Source organism: Variovorax jilinensis (genome assembly GCF_030316885.1).
In the GTDB taxonomy this organism is placed as follows: domain Bacteria; phylum Pseudomonadota; class Gammaproteobacteria; order Burkholderiales; family Burkholderiaceae_C; genus Variovorax; species Variovorax jilinensis.
The window spans coordinates 60,107-74,111 of sequence record NZ_JASZYQ010000004.1 but is presented as its reverse complement, the minus strand read 5'-3'; the positions used below and the strand labels follow the sequence as shown (position 1 = coordinate 74,111).

Genomic DNA, 14,005 nt, shown 5'->3' with positions numbered 1-14,005 from the left:
CGATCACGAAGTCCTCCTTCATCACTGGAACCAGAAGCGCCAGGCGGCGATCACGAGCAGAGTGCAGAACGCCGCCACGATGTCGTCAAACAGAATGCCGAAGCCGGCGGCGCGCCAGCGCAGCGCACCCATGTCGGTATCGCGCTGCTTGAACAGGCGATCGGCCCAGCCCACCGGGCCGGGCTTGGCGGCGTCGAAGTAGCGGAACAGCGCGAAGGCGATGATCTGCGCCAGCAGTCCGCCCGGCAGCACCAGCCACAGGATCAGCCAGAAGGCGACGATCTCGTCCCACACCACGCAGCCCGGATCGGCGATCTTCAGATGGCGCGCGGTCACGGTGCAGGCCCACCAGCCGATCGGCAGCGAGGCCAGGATGACCCAGCCGATGGTGGCGGTTGACAGGAAGCGTTCCATCACCAGATAGGCGACCCAGCCCCACAGGGTGCCGACCGTGCCGGGTGCCCGGCGCGGCAGGCCCGAGCCGAAGCCGAGCGCGATCAGGTGGGCCGGGTGCGCGAACAGGAAGCGCAGGGTCGGGCGGGGCGGGATGGCGGGCGCGGGAGCGATGTCGGTGGCTTGCATGAAGGCGCCAGTGTCGCGCATCTCGGGGGCGTGCCCCCCGGCGCCGCCGGCTCAGGCGAAGTGGTCGAAGGCCGCGAACTGCGCCGCCACCGCGGTGCCCTGCGCATCCACCAGCCGCAGCCCGGGCTCGGCCTCGATGCGGCCGATCCGCGTGACCGCCGTCGCGCTGGTGTTGGCGGCCCGTTCGACGTCGGCGCGCCGTGCGGCCGGCGCCGTGAAGGCCAGTTCGTAGTCGTCCCCGCCCGCCAGCGCGCAGGCCCGGCGCAGCTCGCGCGCCAGCGTTGGAGCGGGCAGGTCGCTTAGCGCGTCGATGCCGAGCAGCGTCGCGACCGCATCGGCGTCGATGCACGCACCGACGCCGCTCGCACGCAGCACGTGGCCGAGGTCGCCGACCAGGCCGTCGCTGAGGTCGACCGCGGCGCTCGCGATGCCGCGCAGCGCGAGACCGAGCCCGACCCTGGGCGTGGGCTGCTCCATGCGCAGGCGCGCATGCTCGAACGCGGGGGCCGGCAGCGACAGGCTGCCGCGGAAGACCTCGAGCGCGAGCCGCGCGTCGCCGAGCGTGCCGCTGACCCAGACGTCGTCGCCGGCCCGCGCGCCCGAGCGCAGCAGCGCGCTGCCCGCGGGCACCTCGCCGAACACCGTGATGCAGAGATTGAGCGGGCCGCGCGTGGTGTCGCCGCCGACCAGTTCGCATTCGTGCGCGTCGGCGAGCGCGAACAGGCCGCGCGAGAAGCCGGCCAGCCAGGCCTCGTCGATCGCGGGCAGCGAGAGGGCCAGCGTGAAGGCCAGCGGCTTTGCGCCGCAGGCCGCCAGGTCGCTGAGGTTGACCGCGAGCGTCTTGTGGCCGAGCCGTGCCGGCTCCACCGTGGAGAGGAAGTGCCGGCCCTCGACCAGCATGTCCGACGAGACCGCGAGCTGCATGCCTGGGGCCGGCGCGAGCAGCGCGCAGTCGTCGCCCACGCCGAGCGGCGAGCGCCTTGCCGGGCGCGTGAAGTGGCGCGCGATGAGGCCGAACTCGCCGCCGGCCGCCTTGTCGCTCATACCGCCGAGCTGCGAAAGCGCAGCGCCGATTGCCGCACCACCTCGGCCAGCAGCCGTTCCTTGGCCTGGCGCTCGCGCAGCCAGCGGGCGTCGTTCCGGTTGGCCTCGACGCTGGTGCGCAGCTCGCCGAGCGCCTGCGTGGCGTTCAGCGCCTCGCTGTGCCATTCGAGCTGGGTCATGGTCATGAGGATGTGGTCGCGCAGCGGCATGTGCTCGCCGCTGGCCGGATCGACGTAGAGCGCGTCGAGCCCGAAGCGGCAAGCCTGGAAGCGGTTGTAGGTGTAGACCAGGTAGTCGTCCTCGGTCGGCGTGAAGGGCTGCTCCTGCAGGAACCAGGCCGCGAGCGACTGCACGTAGCCGGCCAGTGCGGCTGCGCGTTCGACCGTGAGCGGCGTGTCGAACACGCGGATCTCGATGGTGCCGAACTCGGGCTTGGGACGGATGTCCCAGTAGAAGTCCTTCATGCTGCGCACCACGCCGGTTCGCGTCATGCGCATGAAGTAGTTCTCGAACTCGCGCCACTTGAGCGTGAAGGGCGCGCGACCCGACAGCGGGAATGCGAACACCGAGTTGAGCCGGGCCGAGTCGAACTGCGTGTCCTGCCCCTGCACGAAGGGCGACGAGGCCGACAGCGCGATGAAGTGCGGGATGTAGCGCGACATGCGGTGCAGCATCAGCAGCGCGCCGTCGGCGTCGGAGCAGCCGATGTGCACGTGCTGGCCGAAGATCGTGAACTGCTTGGACAGATAGCCGTAGAGCTCCGACAGCTCGCGAAAGCGCGGCTTGTCGTAGATGCGGCGCTCGTGCCATTGCTGGAAGGCATGCGTGCCGCCGCCGACCACGGCGATGTTGAGCTTGTCGGCGTTCTTCACGAGCGCATCGCGGATCGGCGTCAGCTGCTTGATCACGTCCTCGGCCGAATGGCAGATGTCGGTCGAGATCTCGATCATGCTCGAGGTCATCTCGGGCACCACGCTGCCCGGCAGCGGCGTCTGCGCCATCAGTCGCAGCATGTCCTCGGCATAGGGCGCGAGATCGTAGTCGTGCGTGTTGACCAGCTGCAGCTCGAGCTCGACGCCGAGCGAGAGCGCCTCGGACTTGTTGAAGCGCTCGAGCGGAATGACTCGGCTCGCGGGGGTCGACGGCGAACCGTCGGCCTGGAGATCGGGGGTGCGCAGGTTCATCGTTGGGTCTCCTCCGGCGTGCCGAAGGCTTCGGGCGCCCAGGGCCTGGAGCTCTCGCGGGCGCCATGGATGGCGATGGTGGCGATCACGGCGCCGAGCACCTCCATCAGCAGGATCGCGGGCAGGGCAATCTGGGTGATCATGGCGCCGAGCAGCGGCGAGGCGGTGACGAAGGCCGAGGTGATCAGCATCGCGATCGACGACAGCGGCGACATCGCGCAGCCGACCCAGAAGGCCTGCTTCCAGCTCGTGCCGCTGCCCGGGTTGGCGGCCGCCACGCCGACCACCTTGGCCAGCGCGCGCACCGCGATCACGGTCAGCACGACGCTGGCCACGGGCAGGCTCCAGTCGGCCTGTGCCGCGACCACCGACACCAGCACGAACATCAGCATCGTGAGCAGCGAGGCGGCGGTGCCCAGCTGGCGCGGCCAGGCCCAGGGCTTGGGGTTCAGTGCCTTCAGCAGCACGCCGCCGATCAGCGCCGCGAGCGGCGCCGCGCCGCCGAAGTGCGCAGCCAGCGCGGCGCCCGCGGCGATGATCGCGAGCAGCAGGATCGAGGTGTTCTCGCTGGTCGGGCTCATCACGCGCAGCGCCGAGCGCAGCGACAGCGCCATCATCGCGCCGACCACGAACGACAGCCCGAGCACCACGCCGACCGGGTTGAGCTTCTGCAGCAGGCTCGCGGGCGCATGCTCGATCAGGCCGGCCTGGGCATAGCCGAGCGCCAGCGCGTAGAAGGTATTGAGCGTGGCCAGCGTCAGCGCGCGCTCGGTCACCGGGCCGGAGGCGCGGGTGTCGATCACCACGCGCGTGAGCACGGCAGGCGAGGCGACGATCGCCATCAGCGCGATCGGGTTGGCCACCGGGTCGGGGATGCCCAGCCAGTGCAGGGCCCAGAACACGGCGAAATAGGTCAGCGTGGCCTCGACGATGCTCTGCACCAGCACCATCGGGTTGTGGCGGAACCAGCGCAGCGGCAGCCGGCCGCCGGCCTCGAACAGCACGATCGCCACGCCGAGTTCGAGCAGGAACAGGCTGATGCCCTGCAGCGGCCAGATCGCGCCTTCGAAGCCCGCCAGGCCCACCAGGGTGCCGACCATCGAATAGCCGACGACCTTGGGCATGCCCATGTAGCGCTGCACCAGGTGGCCGGCCGCGGCCGCGCTCGCGAGCAGCAGCGACCACAGCACAATCGGCAGCCCGGCCGAGGGGCGCACCCATTCGGACCAGAAGCCCAGCAGATCATTGGGAAGGTAGGACGTCATCGTTCGATGGGGGCATCGGCCCCGCGCGGTCAGCGGTTCAGTGCAGCACGCGCGAAGAGGGCATGTCGCCGGCGTCGGCTTCGAGCACCAGCGTGGGAATCGGAACGTCGAAGCGCTCGCCGCGCTCCGTCACGAAGAAAAAACTGCCGTGCATGGTACCGCTCGCGGCCTGCAGCCGGCAGCCGCTGGTGTAGCGGAAGGATTCGCCCGGCGCCAGCAGCGGCTGCTGGCCGATGACGCCGAGGCCGTCGACCTCCTGCGTGTGGCCCGAGGCGTCGGCGAATATCCAGTGGCGCGCGATCAGCTGTGCCGGCACCTTGCCGTGGTTGACCACGGTGACGGCGTAGGCGAAGGTGAAGAGCCGGTCTTCGGGCGAGGACTGGTCCGGCAGGTAGCGCGGCTCGACCTGGATGCTGATCGGTGGGCTGGACATCGAGGGATGGTACCCCCACACCCGTGCACCGCAGTGCCCGGGCTGCGACAATCCGAGCCCATGAGCAGCCCCTTCCGCATCGCCCCCTCCATTCTCTCGGCCGACTTCGCGCGCCTCGGCGCCGAAGTAAGCGACGTCATCGCCGCCGGCGCCGACTGGATTCATTTCGACGTCATGGACAACCACTACGTGCCGAACCTGACCTTCGGCCCGATGGTCTGCCACGCGCTGAGGCCCCATGCGAAGAAGCCGGACGGCACGCCGGTGCCGATCGACGTCCACCTCATGATCCAGCCCGTGGACGCGCTGGCAGCCGCCTTCGCCGAGGCCGGCGCCGACTACATCAGCTTCCATCCGGATGCGTCCCCGCACATGCACCGCAGCATCCAGGCGATCAAGTCGGCCGGTTGCAAGGCGGGGCTGGTGTTCAATCCCGGCCTCGGGCTCGAGGCGCTCGACTGGGTCATTGACGACATCGACCTGATCCTCATCATGAGCGTGAACCCGGGCTTCGGCGGCCAGAGCTTCATCGACTCGGCACTGCGCAAGATCGAGGAGGCGCGCAAGCGCATCGACGAGACCGGACGCGATATCCGGCTCGAAGTCGATGGCGGCATCAAGATCGACAACATCGCGCGCGTGGCGGATGCCGGCGCCGACACCTTCGTGGCGGGCAGCGCGATCTTCAATGCCAAGGACTACGCGAGCGTGGTGGCTGCGATGCGCGAGCAACTGGCCACCGCGGTCAAGGCTTGACCTTGTCGTTGTAGACGCGGTCGGTCACCGGCGCACGGTCGGTGTCGACCAGCCCGCGCTCGATGTCCTCGTGGGCCTGGCGGCCGACCCGCGTCGCGCCCCCGTCGGCGTTCTGCTGGCTGTCGGACGACTGGTCGTGCTCGTGCGGCAGGCGCGGTGCGCTCTCGCCGCCCTGCTCCACCTTCGTGTCGCCGCCTCCGGCGTCCTTGAGGCCGTCGGTGGCGGCTTCCTTCTCGTCTTTCTTCTGGGTGGCCATGGCTTGCTCCTGGTTCGTTCCCGTTTGTCGCATCGGTCCGGTCATTCCGCAGTAGGACCGGCCTTCGGCGCGTTGTAGGATGGCCCGCAGCATGACCGCCCTTCTTGCAGACACCCTCCGCGTCCATGGCTTTTCCGCGCTGCGGCAGGGCCCGCGCCTGATCGTCCTCGGTGGCGTGCACGGCAACGAGACCTGCGGCAGCGCCGGCATCGAGCGCGTGCTCGCCGAACTCGACCGCCGCGCGCTCACGCTGCTGCGCGGCCAGCTCACGCTGGTGCCGGTGGCCAATCCGCTGGCCCGGCGCCTGCTGCGCCGCGAAGGCGAGCGCAACCTCAACCGCCTGTTCCAGCCGACCCCGCCGGGCGCCGAGCCGGCCGACTACGAAGCGCGAATCACCGACCTTCTGTGCCCATTGCTCGAGCGCCACGAGGTGCTGCTCGACCTGCATTCGTTCCAGAGCCAGGGCGAAGCCTTCGCGATGATCGGCCCGCGCGACAACACCGGTGCGCTCGAGCCCTTCGCGCGCGCTTTCGAGGAAGGCCAGCTTGCGCTGCACCTGGGCACGCCGCGCGTGGTCGAGGGCTGGCTCGACATCTACGCGGCCGGTCTCGCGCAGCGCGGGCTGGCCGCCGATGCCGCCGCCATGGCCTTCGGCTGGGGCACCAACGAATACATGCGCAGCCGCGGCGGCTACGGCGTGACGCTCGAATGCGGGCAGCACGAGGACCCGGCCGCGCCCGAGGTGGCTTACCAGGCGATCCTCAGCACACTGCGGCTGCTCGGCATGCTGGCGCCCGATCCGGCCGCGCCGCCGCCGCGGCGACCCGAACTGCTGCGGCTCGTGAGCGTGACCGACCGGCTCCACGAGGGCGACAGCTTCGTGCGCGAATGGGCCACCTTCGATCCGGTGGCGCGCGGCGAACCAATCGGCATGCGCGCCGACGGCCGCCTGCTCGAGGCCGACCGCGACGGCTTCATCGTGTTCCCGAACGCCGAGGCGCTGCCGGGGACCGAATGGTTCTACTTTGCGGTGGAGAGCGAGCGCGATCTGGGGCGGGCGACGTAGTTCTTGTCATACGAGGGCGGGAATTGGACGGGGCACATGCATCCCGGCCGCGCTGCACGCCCCACACCCCCAGCCGCGCCGCGCACCCAAGGACCTGACACTCCCAGCCGCAAGCGCCGGACAGTCGCTCAGCCGCGCCGGGTCGCGATCAGCGGCCGCACATCCGGCGCGTCCAGGCTCGGCCGGTCGGGCTCCACGGCGGGCAGGGGCTCGACCTCCTTCATGCTGGCGAGGCTGCGCAGGGTCAGGGCCTGGTAGGTCTTCGTGCCCTCGAGCTTCCAGGCGATTTCCTGCTCGGTGAGCTCGCGCATCACCTTGGCGGGCATGCCCGCCGCGAGCGAGCGTGCGGGAATCTTGCGGCCCGCGGGAACGAAGGCGCAGGCCGCGACGATCGATGCTTCGCCGACCTCGGCCTCGTCCATGACGACCGCGTTCATGCCGACCAGCGCGTCGCGCCGAACGATGCAGCTGTGCAGCACCGCGCCGTGGCCGATATGGCCGTTTTCCTCGACCACCGTGTCCTGGGCCGGGAAGCCGTGGACCACGCAGGTGTCCTGCACGTTGGCGCCGCGCTCGAGCACGATGCGGCCGAAATCGCCCCGCAGCACGGCGCATGGGCCGACGTAGCAGTCGGGCCCGACGATGACGTCGCCGATCAGCACGGCCGTGGGATGCACGTAGGCGCTCGGGTCGATCACGGGCACCACCCCTTCGATGGCATAGCAGGGCACGGCTGTCTTTCCTTTTTGTCGTGGGGCGCGATGCAGGGTTAACCCCAGGGAGATTTGACTTGCATCAGGCGATGCGGCGATCTTATGATTCACCGACCGGTCGGTCAACAATACTTTTGACGCAGATCAAGACGCACCGACCCGGAAAACGCCCCTCGTTCCACGACTGGAGAAACAGCTTGTCCGATGCACTCGTCATCGCGTCGCAAGACGGCCCCGTCCTGACGCTCACGCTGAATCGGCCCGCCGCGCTCAACAGCTTCACGGGTGCCATGCACGAGCAGCTGCGTGCCGCGCTCGAGGCCGCCGCCGCAGATGCCGGGGTGCGCTGCGTGGTGCTCACCGGCGCCGGCCGCGGCTTCTGCGCCGGCCAGGACCTGGCCGATCCGATGGTCGCGCCCGCCGCTCCCGGCGAGCCGGCCAGGGACCTGTCTGTCGCCATCACCACCCACTACACGCCGCTGGTGCAGCGCCTCAAGTCGATGCCGGTGCCCGTGATCGCGGCGGTCAACGGGGTCGCGGCCGGTGCCGGCGCCAACCTCGCGCTCAATTGCGACTTCGTGATCGCGGGCCAGTCGGCCAGCTTCATCCAGGCCTTCGCCAGGATCGGCCTGGTGCCCGACACCGGCGGCACCTGGCTGCTGCCGCGCATCGTGGGCCGCGCCCGCGCGCTGGGCCTCGCGATGCTCGGCGACAAGCTGCCCGCGGCCGAGGCCGAACGCATCGGCCTGATCTGGAAATGCGTGGACGACGCGGCCCTTGCCGGCGAGGCCGCCAGCCTCGCTCTGCGCCTGGCAGCGATGCCGGTGAAGGCATTGGCAGCGACGCGCGCCGCGATCGACGATGCCCAGCAGCTCACGCTCGATGAGGCGCTCGCGATGGAAGCCGCGCTGCAGTCGCAGCTCGGCAGCGCGCACGACTACCTCGAGGGCGTGGCCGCATTCGGCGCCAAGCGCGCTCCCGTCTTCACCGATCGCTGACCCCCATGACCGACACGCCTGTCACCGACCGCACGCCCCAGCAGACCGCCGAGCTGGTGCGCGAACGCATGTACGCCAACGACCGCGCCGTGCGCGGCATGGGCATCGACGTGACCGAGGTCGCGCCGGGCCGGGCCACGGTCACCATGACCGTGCAGGGCCACATGCTCAACGGCCACGCCATCTGCCACGGCGGCTTCCTCGCGACGCTGTGCGACACCGCCTTCGCCTACGCCTGCAACTCCTACAACGAGCTGACCGTGGCTTCGAGCTTCGCCATCGAGCTGCTGGCGCCCGCACGCGAAGGCGACCTGCTGACCGCCGTCAGCGTCGAGATGTCGAAGTCCGGCCGCACCGGCGTCTACGACAGCGAGATCACCAACCAGCGCGGCGAGCGCATCGCGCTGTTCCGCGGCCGCTCCTACACCATGAAGGGCAAGCCGGCGGTCGCCGTCTGAGCCTGCGCCGCCTGCCGACACCGCCCGAGGAGACACCCCCATGCCCGTCAAGCAACCCCGCCCCGGCGACCTCGACGCCATCGAGACCGCCAGCCGCGACGAGATCGAGGCCCTGCAGCTGCAGCGCCTGCGCTGGACCCTGCAGCATGCCTACGACCACGTGCCGCACTACAGGCAGGCCTTCGATGCGAAGGGCGTGCATCCGTCGGACCTCAAGCAGCTGGGCGACCTCTCGAAGTTCCCGTTCACCACCAAGAAGGACCTGCGCGACAACTACCCCTTCGGCATGTTCGCGGTGCCGCGCGAGCAGGTGGCACGCATCCATGCCTCGTCGGGCACGACCGGAAAGCCGACCGTGGTCGGCTACACGCAGCGCGACATCGACAACTGGGCCGACCTGGTGGCGCGCTCGATCCGCGCAGCCGGTGGCCGCCGCGGCGACATCGTGCACGTGGCCTATGGCTACGGCCTCTTCACGGGCGGCCTGGGCGCGCACTACGGCGCCGAGCGCGCGGGTTGCACCGTGATCCCGATGTCGGGCGGCCAGACCGAGAAGCAGGTGCAGCTGATCCGCGACTTCAAGCCCGACCTCATCATGGTCACACCGAGCTACATGCAGGTGATCATCGAGGAGTTCGTGCGCCAGAGGCTCGATCCGCGCGAGAGCTCGATCCAGGTCGGCATCTTCGGCGCCGAGCCCTGGACCGAGGCGATGCGCCGCGAGATCGAAGGCAAGGCCGGCATCGACGCGGTCGACATCTACGGGCTCAGCGAAGTGATGGGCCCGGGCGTGGCCAGCGAATGCATCGAGAGCAAGGACGGCCCGGTGGTCTGGGAAGACCATTTCTATCCCGAGATCGTCGACCCCGAGACCGGCGAGGTTCTGCCCGACGGGTCGGAGGGCGAACTGGTCTTCACCTCGCTGTCGAAGGAGGCGCTGCCGATCATCCGCTACCGCACGCGCGACCTCACGCGCCTGCTGGCGCCCACCTCGCGCAGCTTCCGCCGCATGGGCAAGATCGTCGGCCGCTCCGACGACATGCTGATCATCCGCGGCGTCAACGTCTTCCCGACCCAGATCGAGGAGATCGTGCTGCAGCACGCCAAGCTCTCGGGCCAGTACCAGATCAACGTGGCGCGCGAAGGCCTGCTCGACACGGTCGTGGTGCAGTGCGAGCTGCAGCCGCAGGCCGCCGCGGGCACCGATGCCGCCGAGCTGCGCGAGATCACGCAGTGGCTGCAGGCGCGCATCAAGACCCTGGTCGGCATCTCGACCACGGTCAACGTGCTGACGCCCGACAGCATCGAACGCACGCTGACCGGCAAGGCCCGCCGCGTCATCGACCAGAGAAGCAAGTAACCAGGCGGCAGCGCCTGAAAGGAACCGACATGTACACGCAAGCGATGGACACGATGGGCAAGGAGCCCGGCGACGCCAAGAAGGCGGTGCGCTCGGCCGAGGAAATGCAGCTCGAGCAGCGCTTCGATGCCCGCATCGACGAGGGCGGCTTCATCGAGGCCAAGGACTGGATGCCCGAGCACTACCGCAAGACCCTGGTGCGCCAGATCAGCCAGCACGCGCATTCCGAGATCGTCGGCATGCTGCCCGAAGGCAACTGGATCACGCGCGCGCCCACGCTCAAGCGCAAGGCGATCCTGCTGGCCAAGGTGCAGGACGAGGCCGGCCACGGCCTCTACCTGTACTCGGCCGCGGAGACGCTCGGCACCTCGCGCGACCAGATGGTCGACGCGCTGCACAGCGGCCGCGCCAAGTACAGCTCGATCTTCAACTACCCCACGCTCACTTGGGCCGACATGGGCACCATCGGCTGGCTGGTCGACGGCGCCGCGATCATGAACCAGGTGCCGATCTGCCGCTGCTCCTATGCGCCCTATGCGCGCGCGATGATCCGCATCTGCCGCGAGGAGAGCTTCCATCAGCGCCAGGGCTTCGAGGCCCTGCTGGTGATGATGCAGAACGGCACCGAGGCCCAGAAGGCCATGGTTCAGGACGCGGTGAACCGCTGGTGGTGGCCGTCGATCATGATGTTCGGCCCGCCCGACGACCAGTCGCCGAACTCGGCGCAGTCGATGCGCTGGGGCATCAAACGCTTCTCCAACGACGACCTGCGCGCCAAGTTCATCGACGCCGCGGTCGAGCAGGCCAAGGTGCTCGGCGTCACGCTGCCCGATCCCGATCTCAAGTGGAACGAGGAGCGCCAGCACCACGACCACGGCACCATCGACTGGAGCGAGTTCTGGCGCGTGGTCGGTGGTGACGGCCCGTGCAACCGCGAGCGCCTGGGCGCCCGGGTCAAGGCCTGGGACGACGGCGCCTGGGTGCGTGAAGCGGCGCTTGCGCATGCCGCCAAGCGCGCCGAGCCGACCCCCCTGGCAGCCTGAACACCAAGGAAAACGAACATGACGAACCCCACACCTGCCACCGCCGCCGAATGGCCCCTCTGGGAGGTCTTCGTGCGCAGCCGCTCGGGCCTCGACCACAAGCATTGCGGCAGCCTGCACGCGGCCGATTCGAAGATGGCCATCCAGATGGCGCGCGACGTCTACACGCGGCGCCAGGAAGGCACCAGCGTCTGGGTGGTGCGCTCGGAGCAGATCGTCGCCAGCGACCCGGCCGACAAGGACATGTACTTCGATCCGATGGAAGACAAGGTCTACCGCCACCCGACGTTCTACCAGCTGCCCGGCTCCGTCGACCACATGTGACCGTCCACTGAAATGCAAGCTTCCATCGCCATCGAATCGACGCCCGCCGTGCAGTACCTGCTGCGCATCGGCGACACCTGCCTGATCCTGGGCCAGCGCATCTCCGAATGGTCGGGCCATGCGCCGATCCTCGAGGAGGACATCGCGATGTCCAACATGGCGCTCGACCTGATCGGCCAGGCGCGCGCGGTGCTCACGCATGCGGGCACGCTCGAAGGCCGCGGCCACGACGAAGATCAGCTCGCGTTCCTGCGCGACGAGAAGGACTACCGCAACCTCACGCTGGTCGAGCTGCCGCGCGGCGACTTCGCCTTCACGGTGCTGCGCAACGCGATGGTGGCGACCTTCATGAAGCTGTTGTGGGAGCGCCTGCGCAGTTCGGGCGACGCCGAGCTCGCCGGCATCGCGGGCAAGGCGGTCAAGGAGGCGCGCTACCACCAGCAGCACGCGGCCGACTGGGTGGTGCGGCTGGGCGACGGCACCGACGAATCGCGCCGCCGCGTGGAGCGCGCGCTGGCCGACCTGTGGCTCTACGTGCCCGAGATCTTCGAATCGGATGCGGTCGACGATGCCGCTGCAACCGCCGGCCTGGGCCCGCGCTGGTCCGAGCTGCAGGCCGGCTGGCAGGCCGAGATGGACACCATCCTCGGCGAGGCCGGCCTCTCGCGGCCCGCCGATGCCGCCTTCCGCAGCACCGGCAAGCGCGGCGTGCACAGCGAGCACATGGGCTACATCCTGGCCGAGATGCAGCATCTGCAACGCGCCTTCCCGGGCGGCGTCTGGTGAACATGGCGCCCTCCCCAGTCGTCGCGCACTCCGTGTCGCTTCCTCCGACCCCGCTGCCGGGGGGCGGGCCGGCCGCTTCGGGCGGCCGTGCGCGGCGGCCCCTGCGGGAAGAAGAGGGTGCCTCAAGGATCGAGAGAGCGTGGGAGGTGCTCGGCACCGTCCTCGACCCCGAGGTGCCCGCGCTCTCGGTGCGCGATCTCGGCATCGTGCGCGACGTGGTCGAGCAGGGCGAGGCGCTCGAGATCGTCTTGACGCCGACCTACTCGGGCTGCCCCGCGACCGAGGTGATCGAGCACGACGTGCTCGAGGCCATCGCGCGCGCCGGGCTCGGCCCGGCCAGCGTGCGGCTGCAGCGCGCCCCGGCCTGGACCACCGACTGGATCAGCGCCGAGGGCCGCCGCAAGCTCAAGGACTACGGCATCGCGCCACCCGGTCCGGCTGCGCCCGATGGCACGGTGCCGATCCGCTTCTTCGGCCGCCGCGTCGATGCGGTCGCCTGCCCGCGCTGCGGCAGCAGCAACACCGAGCGCCTGTCGGCCTTCGGCGCCACGGCCTGCAAGGCGATGTACCGGTGCGTCTCGTGCCGCGAGCCCTTCGAGCATTTCAAGCCGATCTGAAGAACCCCACAAGAAGAGACTCCCCATGAGCGTCACCTTCCATCCGCTTCGCGTGCGGTCCGTCGAGCCCGACACCGACGAGGCCGTCATCGTCTCCTTCGACGTGCCGGGCGAGCTGCGCGAGGCCTTCGGCTTCACGCAGGGGCAGTACCTCACGCTGCGCAAGGACATCGAGGGCCAGGACCTGCGCCGCTCGTACTCGATCTGCGCGGGCGTCGACGACGGCGAGCTGCGCGTGGGCGTGCGCAAGGTCAAGGGCGGCACCTTCTCGAACTGGATCAACGAGCAGCTGCAGCCGGGCGACACCATCAACGTGATGGCGCCGCAAGGCCGTTTCTTCGTGCCGATCGAGCCGGCCTCGAAGCGCCAGCACGTGGGCATCGTGGGCGGCAGCGGCATCACGCCGATCCTCTCGATCATGAAGACCGTGCTGGCGCGCGAGCCGCAGTCGCGCTTCACGCTGATCTACGGCAACCGCAAGCTGCAGTCGACCATGTTCAAGGAGGAGCTCGAGGACCTCAAGAACCGCTACATGTCGCGCCTGGTGCTGCACCACGTGTTCTCGGGCGAGCCGACCGATGCGCCGCTCAACATGGGTCGCATGAACCGCGACAAGCTCACCGAGTTCCTGCAGAGCGTGGTGCCTGCCGCGGGCATCGACCACGTCTACATCTGTGGACCGTTCCAGATGAACGACGAGGCCGAGGCCGCGCTGCTGGCTGCGGGCGTGCCCGAGGAGCGCATCCACATCGAGCGCTTCGGCGTCGCCGCCCCCGAGGGTGCGCCGGTGGGTGCCGTGATCCACGAGGCCAGGCCCGGCGATGCCGAAGTGGCGAAGATCGTCATCGTGCGCGACGGCCTGCAGCGCGAGATCGAGTTCCGCCGCGACCAGCCGAGCATCCTCGACTGCGCCTCGGCCGCCGGCCTCGAGGTGCCGTTCAGCTGCACGTCGGGCGTCTGCGGCACCTGCCGCGCAAAGGTGGTCGAAGGCAAGGTGCGGATGGAGCGAAACTTCGCGCTCGACAAGAACGAGGTCGCTGCCGGCTTCGTGCTGACCTGCCAGGCCCATCCGCTCACCGAGCGCGTGGTTCTCTCCTTCGACGAGCGATAGGACGCAAGA

17 protein-coding genes are annotated in these 14,005 nt (G+C 69.5%); 10 read left to right on the top strand and 7 right to left on the bottom strand.

From position 1 onward, the window contains the following. Positions 1 to 21: 21 nt before the first annotated feature. From QTH87_RS16110 to apaG, 5 genes are read right to left on the bottom strand one after another with little or no spacing between them, the layout of a single operon-like run. Entirely contained in the window at positions 22 to 582 is a 561-nt protein-coding gene (locus QTH87_RS16110; RefSeq protein ID WP_286610533.1) for a phosphatidylglycerophosphatase A family protein, read from the bottom strand. A gap of 51 nt (positions 583 to 633) precedes the next feature. Next, positions 634 to 1,626, bottom strand: a complete 993-nt coding sequence (gene thiL / locus QTH87_RS16105; protein ID WP_286610531.1) for a thiamine-phosphate kinase — start codon at positions 1,624 to 1,626, stop codon at positions 634 to 636. Then, positions 1,623 to 2,747 (bottom strand): YbdK family carboxylate-amine ligase, encoded by a 1,125-nt coding sequence (locus QTH87_RS16100; RefSeq protein WP_286611193.1) that lies wholly within the window; start codon positions 2,745 to 2,747, stop codon positions 1,623 to 1,625. The genes thiL and QTH87_RS16100 overlap by 4 nt, the downstream gene beginning before the upstream one ends. A 59-nt stretch (positions 2,748 to 2,806) precedes the next feature. Then, entirely contained in the window at positions 2,807 to 4,075 is a 1,269-nt protein-coding gene (locus QTH87_RS16095) for a cation:proton antiporter (RefSeq protein ID WP_286610529.1), read from the bottom strand. Between the two features lie 37 nt (positions 4,076 to 4,112). Then, positions 4,113 to 4,508, bottom strand: a complete 396-nt coding sequence (apaG, locus tag QTH87_RS16090; RefSeq protein WP_286610527.1) for a Co2+/Mg2+ efflux facilitator ApaG/CorD — start codon at positions 4,506 to 4,508, stop codon at positions 4,113 to 4,115. Between the two features lie 60 nt (positions 4,509 to 4,568). On the opposite strand from apaG, the gene rpe reads away from it, so the two are divergent. After that, positions 4,569 to 5,264 carry a ribulose-phosphate 3-epimerase gene (gene rpe, locus QTH87_RS16085; protein WP_286610525.1) on the top strand — a complete coding sequence of 232 codons (696 nt, stop codon included), beginning with the start codon at positions 4,569 to 4,571 and terminating at the stop codon, positions 5,262 to 5,264. Here the strand turns inward: rpe and QTH87_RS16080 are convergent. Next, positions 5,254 to 5,520 carry a hypothetical protein gene (locus tag QTH87_RS16080; RefSeq protein ID WP_286610523.1) on the bottom strand — a complete coding sequence of 89 codons (267 nt, stop codon included), beginning with the start codon at positions 5,518 to 5,520 and terminating at the stop codon, positions 5,254 to 5,256. The genes rpe and QTH87_RS16080 overlap by 11 nt on opposite strands. A 91-nt stretch (positions 5,521 to 5,611) precedes the next feature. Here QTH87_RS16080 and QTH87_RS16075 point away from each other — a divergent pair, with 91 nt between their 5' ends. Further along, on the top strand, positions 5,612 to 6,586 hold the full coding sequence (locus QTH87_RS16075; RefSeq protein WP_286610521.1) for a M14 family metallopeptidase: 975 nt from the start codon (positions 5,612 to 5,614) through the stop codon (positions 6,584 to 6,586). 128 nt (positions 6,587 to 6,714) lie between these two features. Here the strand turns inward: QTH87_RS16075 and QTH87_RS16070 are convergent, their stop codons facing one another. Beyond that, positions 6,715 to 7,317, bottom strand: coding sequence for a phenylacetic acid degradation protein PaaY (locus QTH87_RS16070; RefSeq protein WP_286610519.1), 603 nt, complete (start codon positions 7,315 to 7,317; stop codon positions 6,715 to 6,717). 179 nt (positions 7,318 to 7,496) lie between these two features. Between QTH87_RS16070 and QTH87_RS16065 the strand changes: the two genes are divergently transcribed. Genes QTH87_RS16065 through paaE form a run of 8 tightly spaced genes read left to right on the top strand, consistent with a single transcriptional unit; the run spans position 7,497 to position 13,996 of the window. Continuing rightward, a complete protein-coding gene (locus QTH87_RS16065) occupies positions 7,497 to 8,297 on the top strand; it encodes an enoyl-CoA hydratase-related protein (protein ID WP_286610518.1) in 801 nt (266 codons plus the stop codon). Positions 8,298 to 8,302: 5 nt separating this feature from the next. After that, positions 8,303 to 8,755, top strand: a complete 453-nt coding sequence (paaI, locus tag QTH87_RS16060) for a hydroxyphenylacetyl-CoA thioesterase PaaI (RefSeq protein WP_286610516.1) — start codon at positions 8,303 to 8,305, stop codon at positions 8,753 to 8,755. A gap of 40 nt (positions 8,756 to 8,795) precedes the next feature. Continuing rightward, positions 8,796 to 10,115 carry a phenylacetate--CoA ligase PaaK gene (paaK, locus tag QTH87_RS16055; protein ID WP_286610514.1) on the top strand — a complete coding sequence of 440 codons (1,320 nt, stop codon included), beginning with the start codon at positions 8,796 to 8,798 and terminating at the stop codon, positions 10,113 to 10,115. 29 nt (positions 10,116 to 10,144) lie between these two features. After that, complete coding sequence (gene paaA, locus QTH87_RS16050; protein ID WP_286610513.1) at positions 10,145 to 11,158, top strand: 1,2-phenylacetyl-CoA epoxidase subunit PaaA; 1,014 nt, start codon at positions 10,145 to 10,147, stop codon at positions 11,156 to 11,158. 18 nt (positions 11,159 to 11,176) lie between these two features. Next, complete coding sequence (gene paaB / locus QTH87_RS16045) at positions 11,177 to 11,482, top strand: 1,2-phenylacetyl-CoA epoxidase subunit PaaB (RefSeq protein ID WP_286610511.1); 306 nt, start codon at positions 11,177 to 11,179, stop codon at positions 11,480 to 11,482. A 12-nt stretch (positions 11,483 to 11,494) separates the two neighbouring features. Next, a complete protein-coding gene (gene paaC, locus QTH87_RS16040) occupies positions 11,495 to 12,268 on the top strand; it encodes a 1,2-phenylacetyl-CoA epoxidase subunit PaaC (protein WP_286610509.1) in 774 nt (257 codons plus the stop codon). Between the two features lie 2 nt (positions 12,269 to 12,270). Then, positions 12,271 to 12,885, top strand: coding sequence for a 1,2-phenylacetyl-CoA epoxidase subunit PaaD (gene paaD, locus QTH87_RS16035; protein ID WP_286610507.1), 615 nt, complete (start codon positions 12,271 to 12,273; stop codon positions 12,883 to 12,885). A gap of 25 nt (positions 12,886 to 12,910) precedes the next feature. After that, positions 12,911 to 13,996, top strand: coding sequence for a 1,2-phenylacetyl-CoA epoxidase subunit PaaE (gene paaE / locus QTH87_RS16030; protein ID WP_286610505.1), 1,086 nt, complete (start codon positions 12,911 to 12,913; stop codon positions 13,994 to 13,996). Positions 13,997 to 14,005 lie beyond the last annotated feature (9 nt).

Bases quoted from the DNA above. Each gene is read 5' to 3' on its own strand.
- QTH87_RS16110 (WP_286610533.1), bottom strand. From the start codon at position 582: ATGCAAGCCACCGACATCGCTCCCGCGCCCGCCATCCCGCCCCGCCCG.
- thiL (WP_286610531.1), bottom strand. From the start codon at position 1,626: ATGAGCGACAAGGCGGCCGGCGGCGAGTTCGGCCTCATCGCGCGCCAC.
- QTH87_RS16095 (WP_286610529.1), bottom strand. From the start codon at position 4,075: ATGACGTCCTACCTTCCCAATGATCTGCTGGGCTTCTGGTCCGAATGG.
- apaG (WP_286610527.1), bottom strand. From the start codon at position 4,508: ATGTCCAGCCCACCGATCAGCATCCAGGTCGAGCCGCGCTACCTGCCG.
- rpe (WP_286610525.1), top strand. From the start codon at position 4,569: ATGAGCAGCCCCTTCCGCATCGCCCCCTCCATTCTCTCGGCCGACTTC.
- QTH87_RS16080 (WP_286610523.1), bottom strand. From the start codon at position 5,520: ATGGCCACCCAGAAGAAAGACGAGAAGGAAGCCGCCACCGACGGCCTC.
- QTH87_RS16075 (WP_286610521.1), top strand. From the start codon at position 5,612: ATGACCGCCCTTCTTGCAGACACCCTCCGCGTCCATGGCTTTTCCGCG.
- paaI (WP_286610516.1), top strand. From the start codon at position 8,303: ATGACCGACACGCCTGTCACCGACCGCACGCCCCAGCAGACCGCCGAG.
- paaK (WP_286610514.1), top strand. From the start codon at position 8,796: ATGCCCGTCAAGCAACCCCGCCCCGGCGACCTCGACGCCATCGAGACC.
- paaA (WP_286610513.1), top strand. From the start codon at position 10,145: ATGTACACGCAAGCGATGGACACGATGGGCAAGGAGCCCGGCGACGCC.
- paaB (WP_286610511.1), top strand. From the start codon at position 11,177: ATGACGAACCCCACACCTGCCACCGCCGCCGAATGGCCCCTCTGGGAG.
- paaC (WP_286610509.1), top strand. From the start codon at position 11,495: ATGCAAGCTTCCATCGCCATCGAATCGACGCCCGCCGTGCAGTACCTG.
- paaD (WP_286610507.1), top strand. From the start codon at position 12,271: ATGGCGCCCTCCCCAGTCGTCGCGCACTCCGTGTCGCTTCCTCCGACC.
- paaE (WP_286610505.1), top strand. From the start codon at position 12,911: ATGAGCGTCACCTTCCATCCGCTTCGCGTGCGGTCCGTCGAGCCCGAC.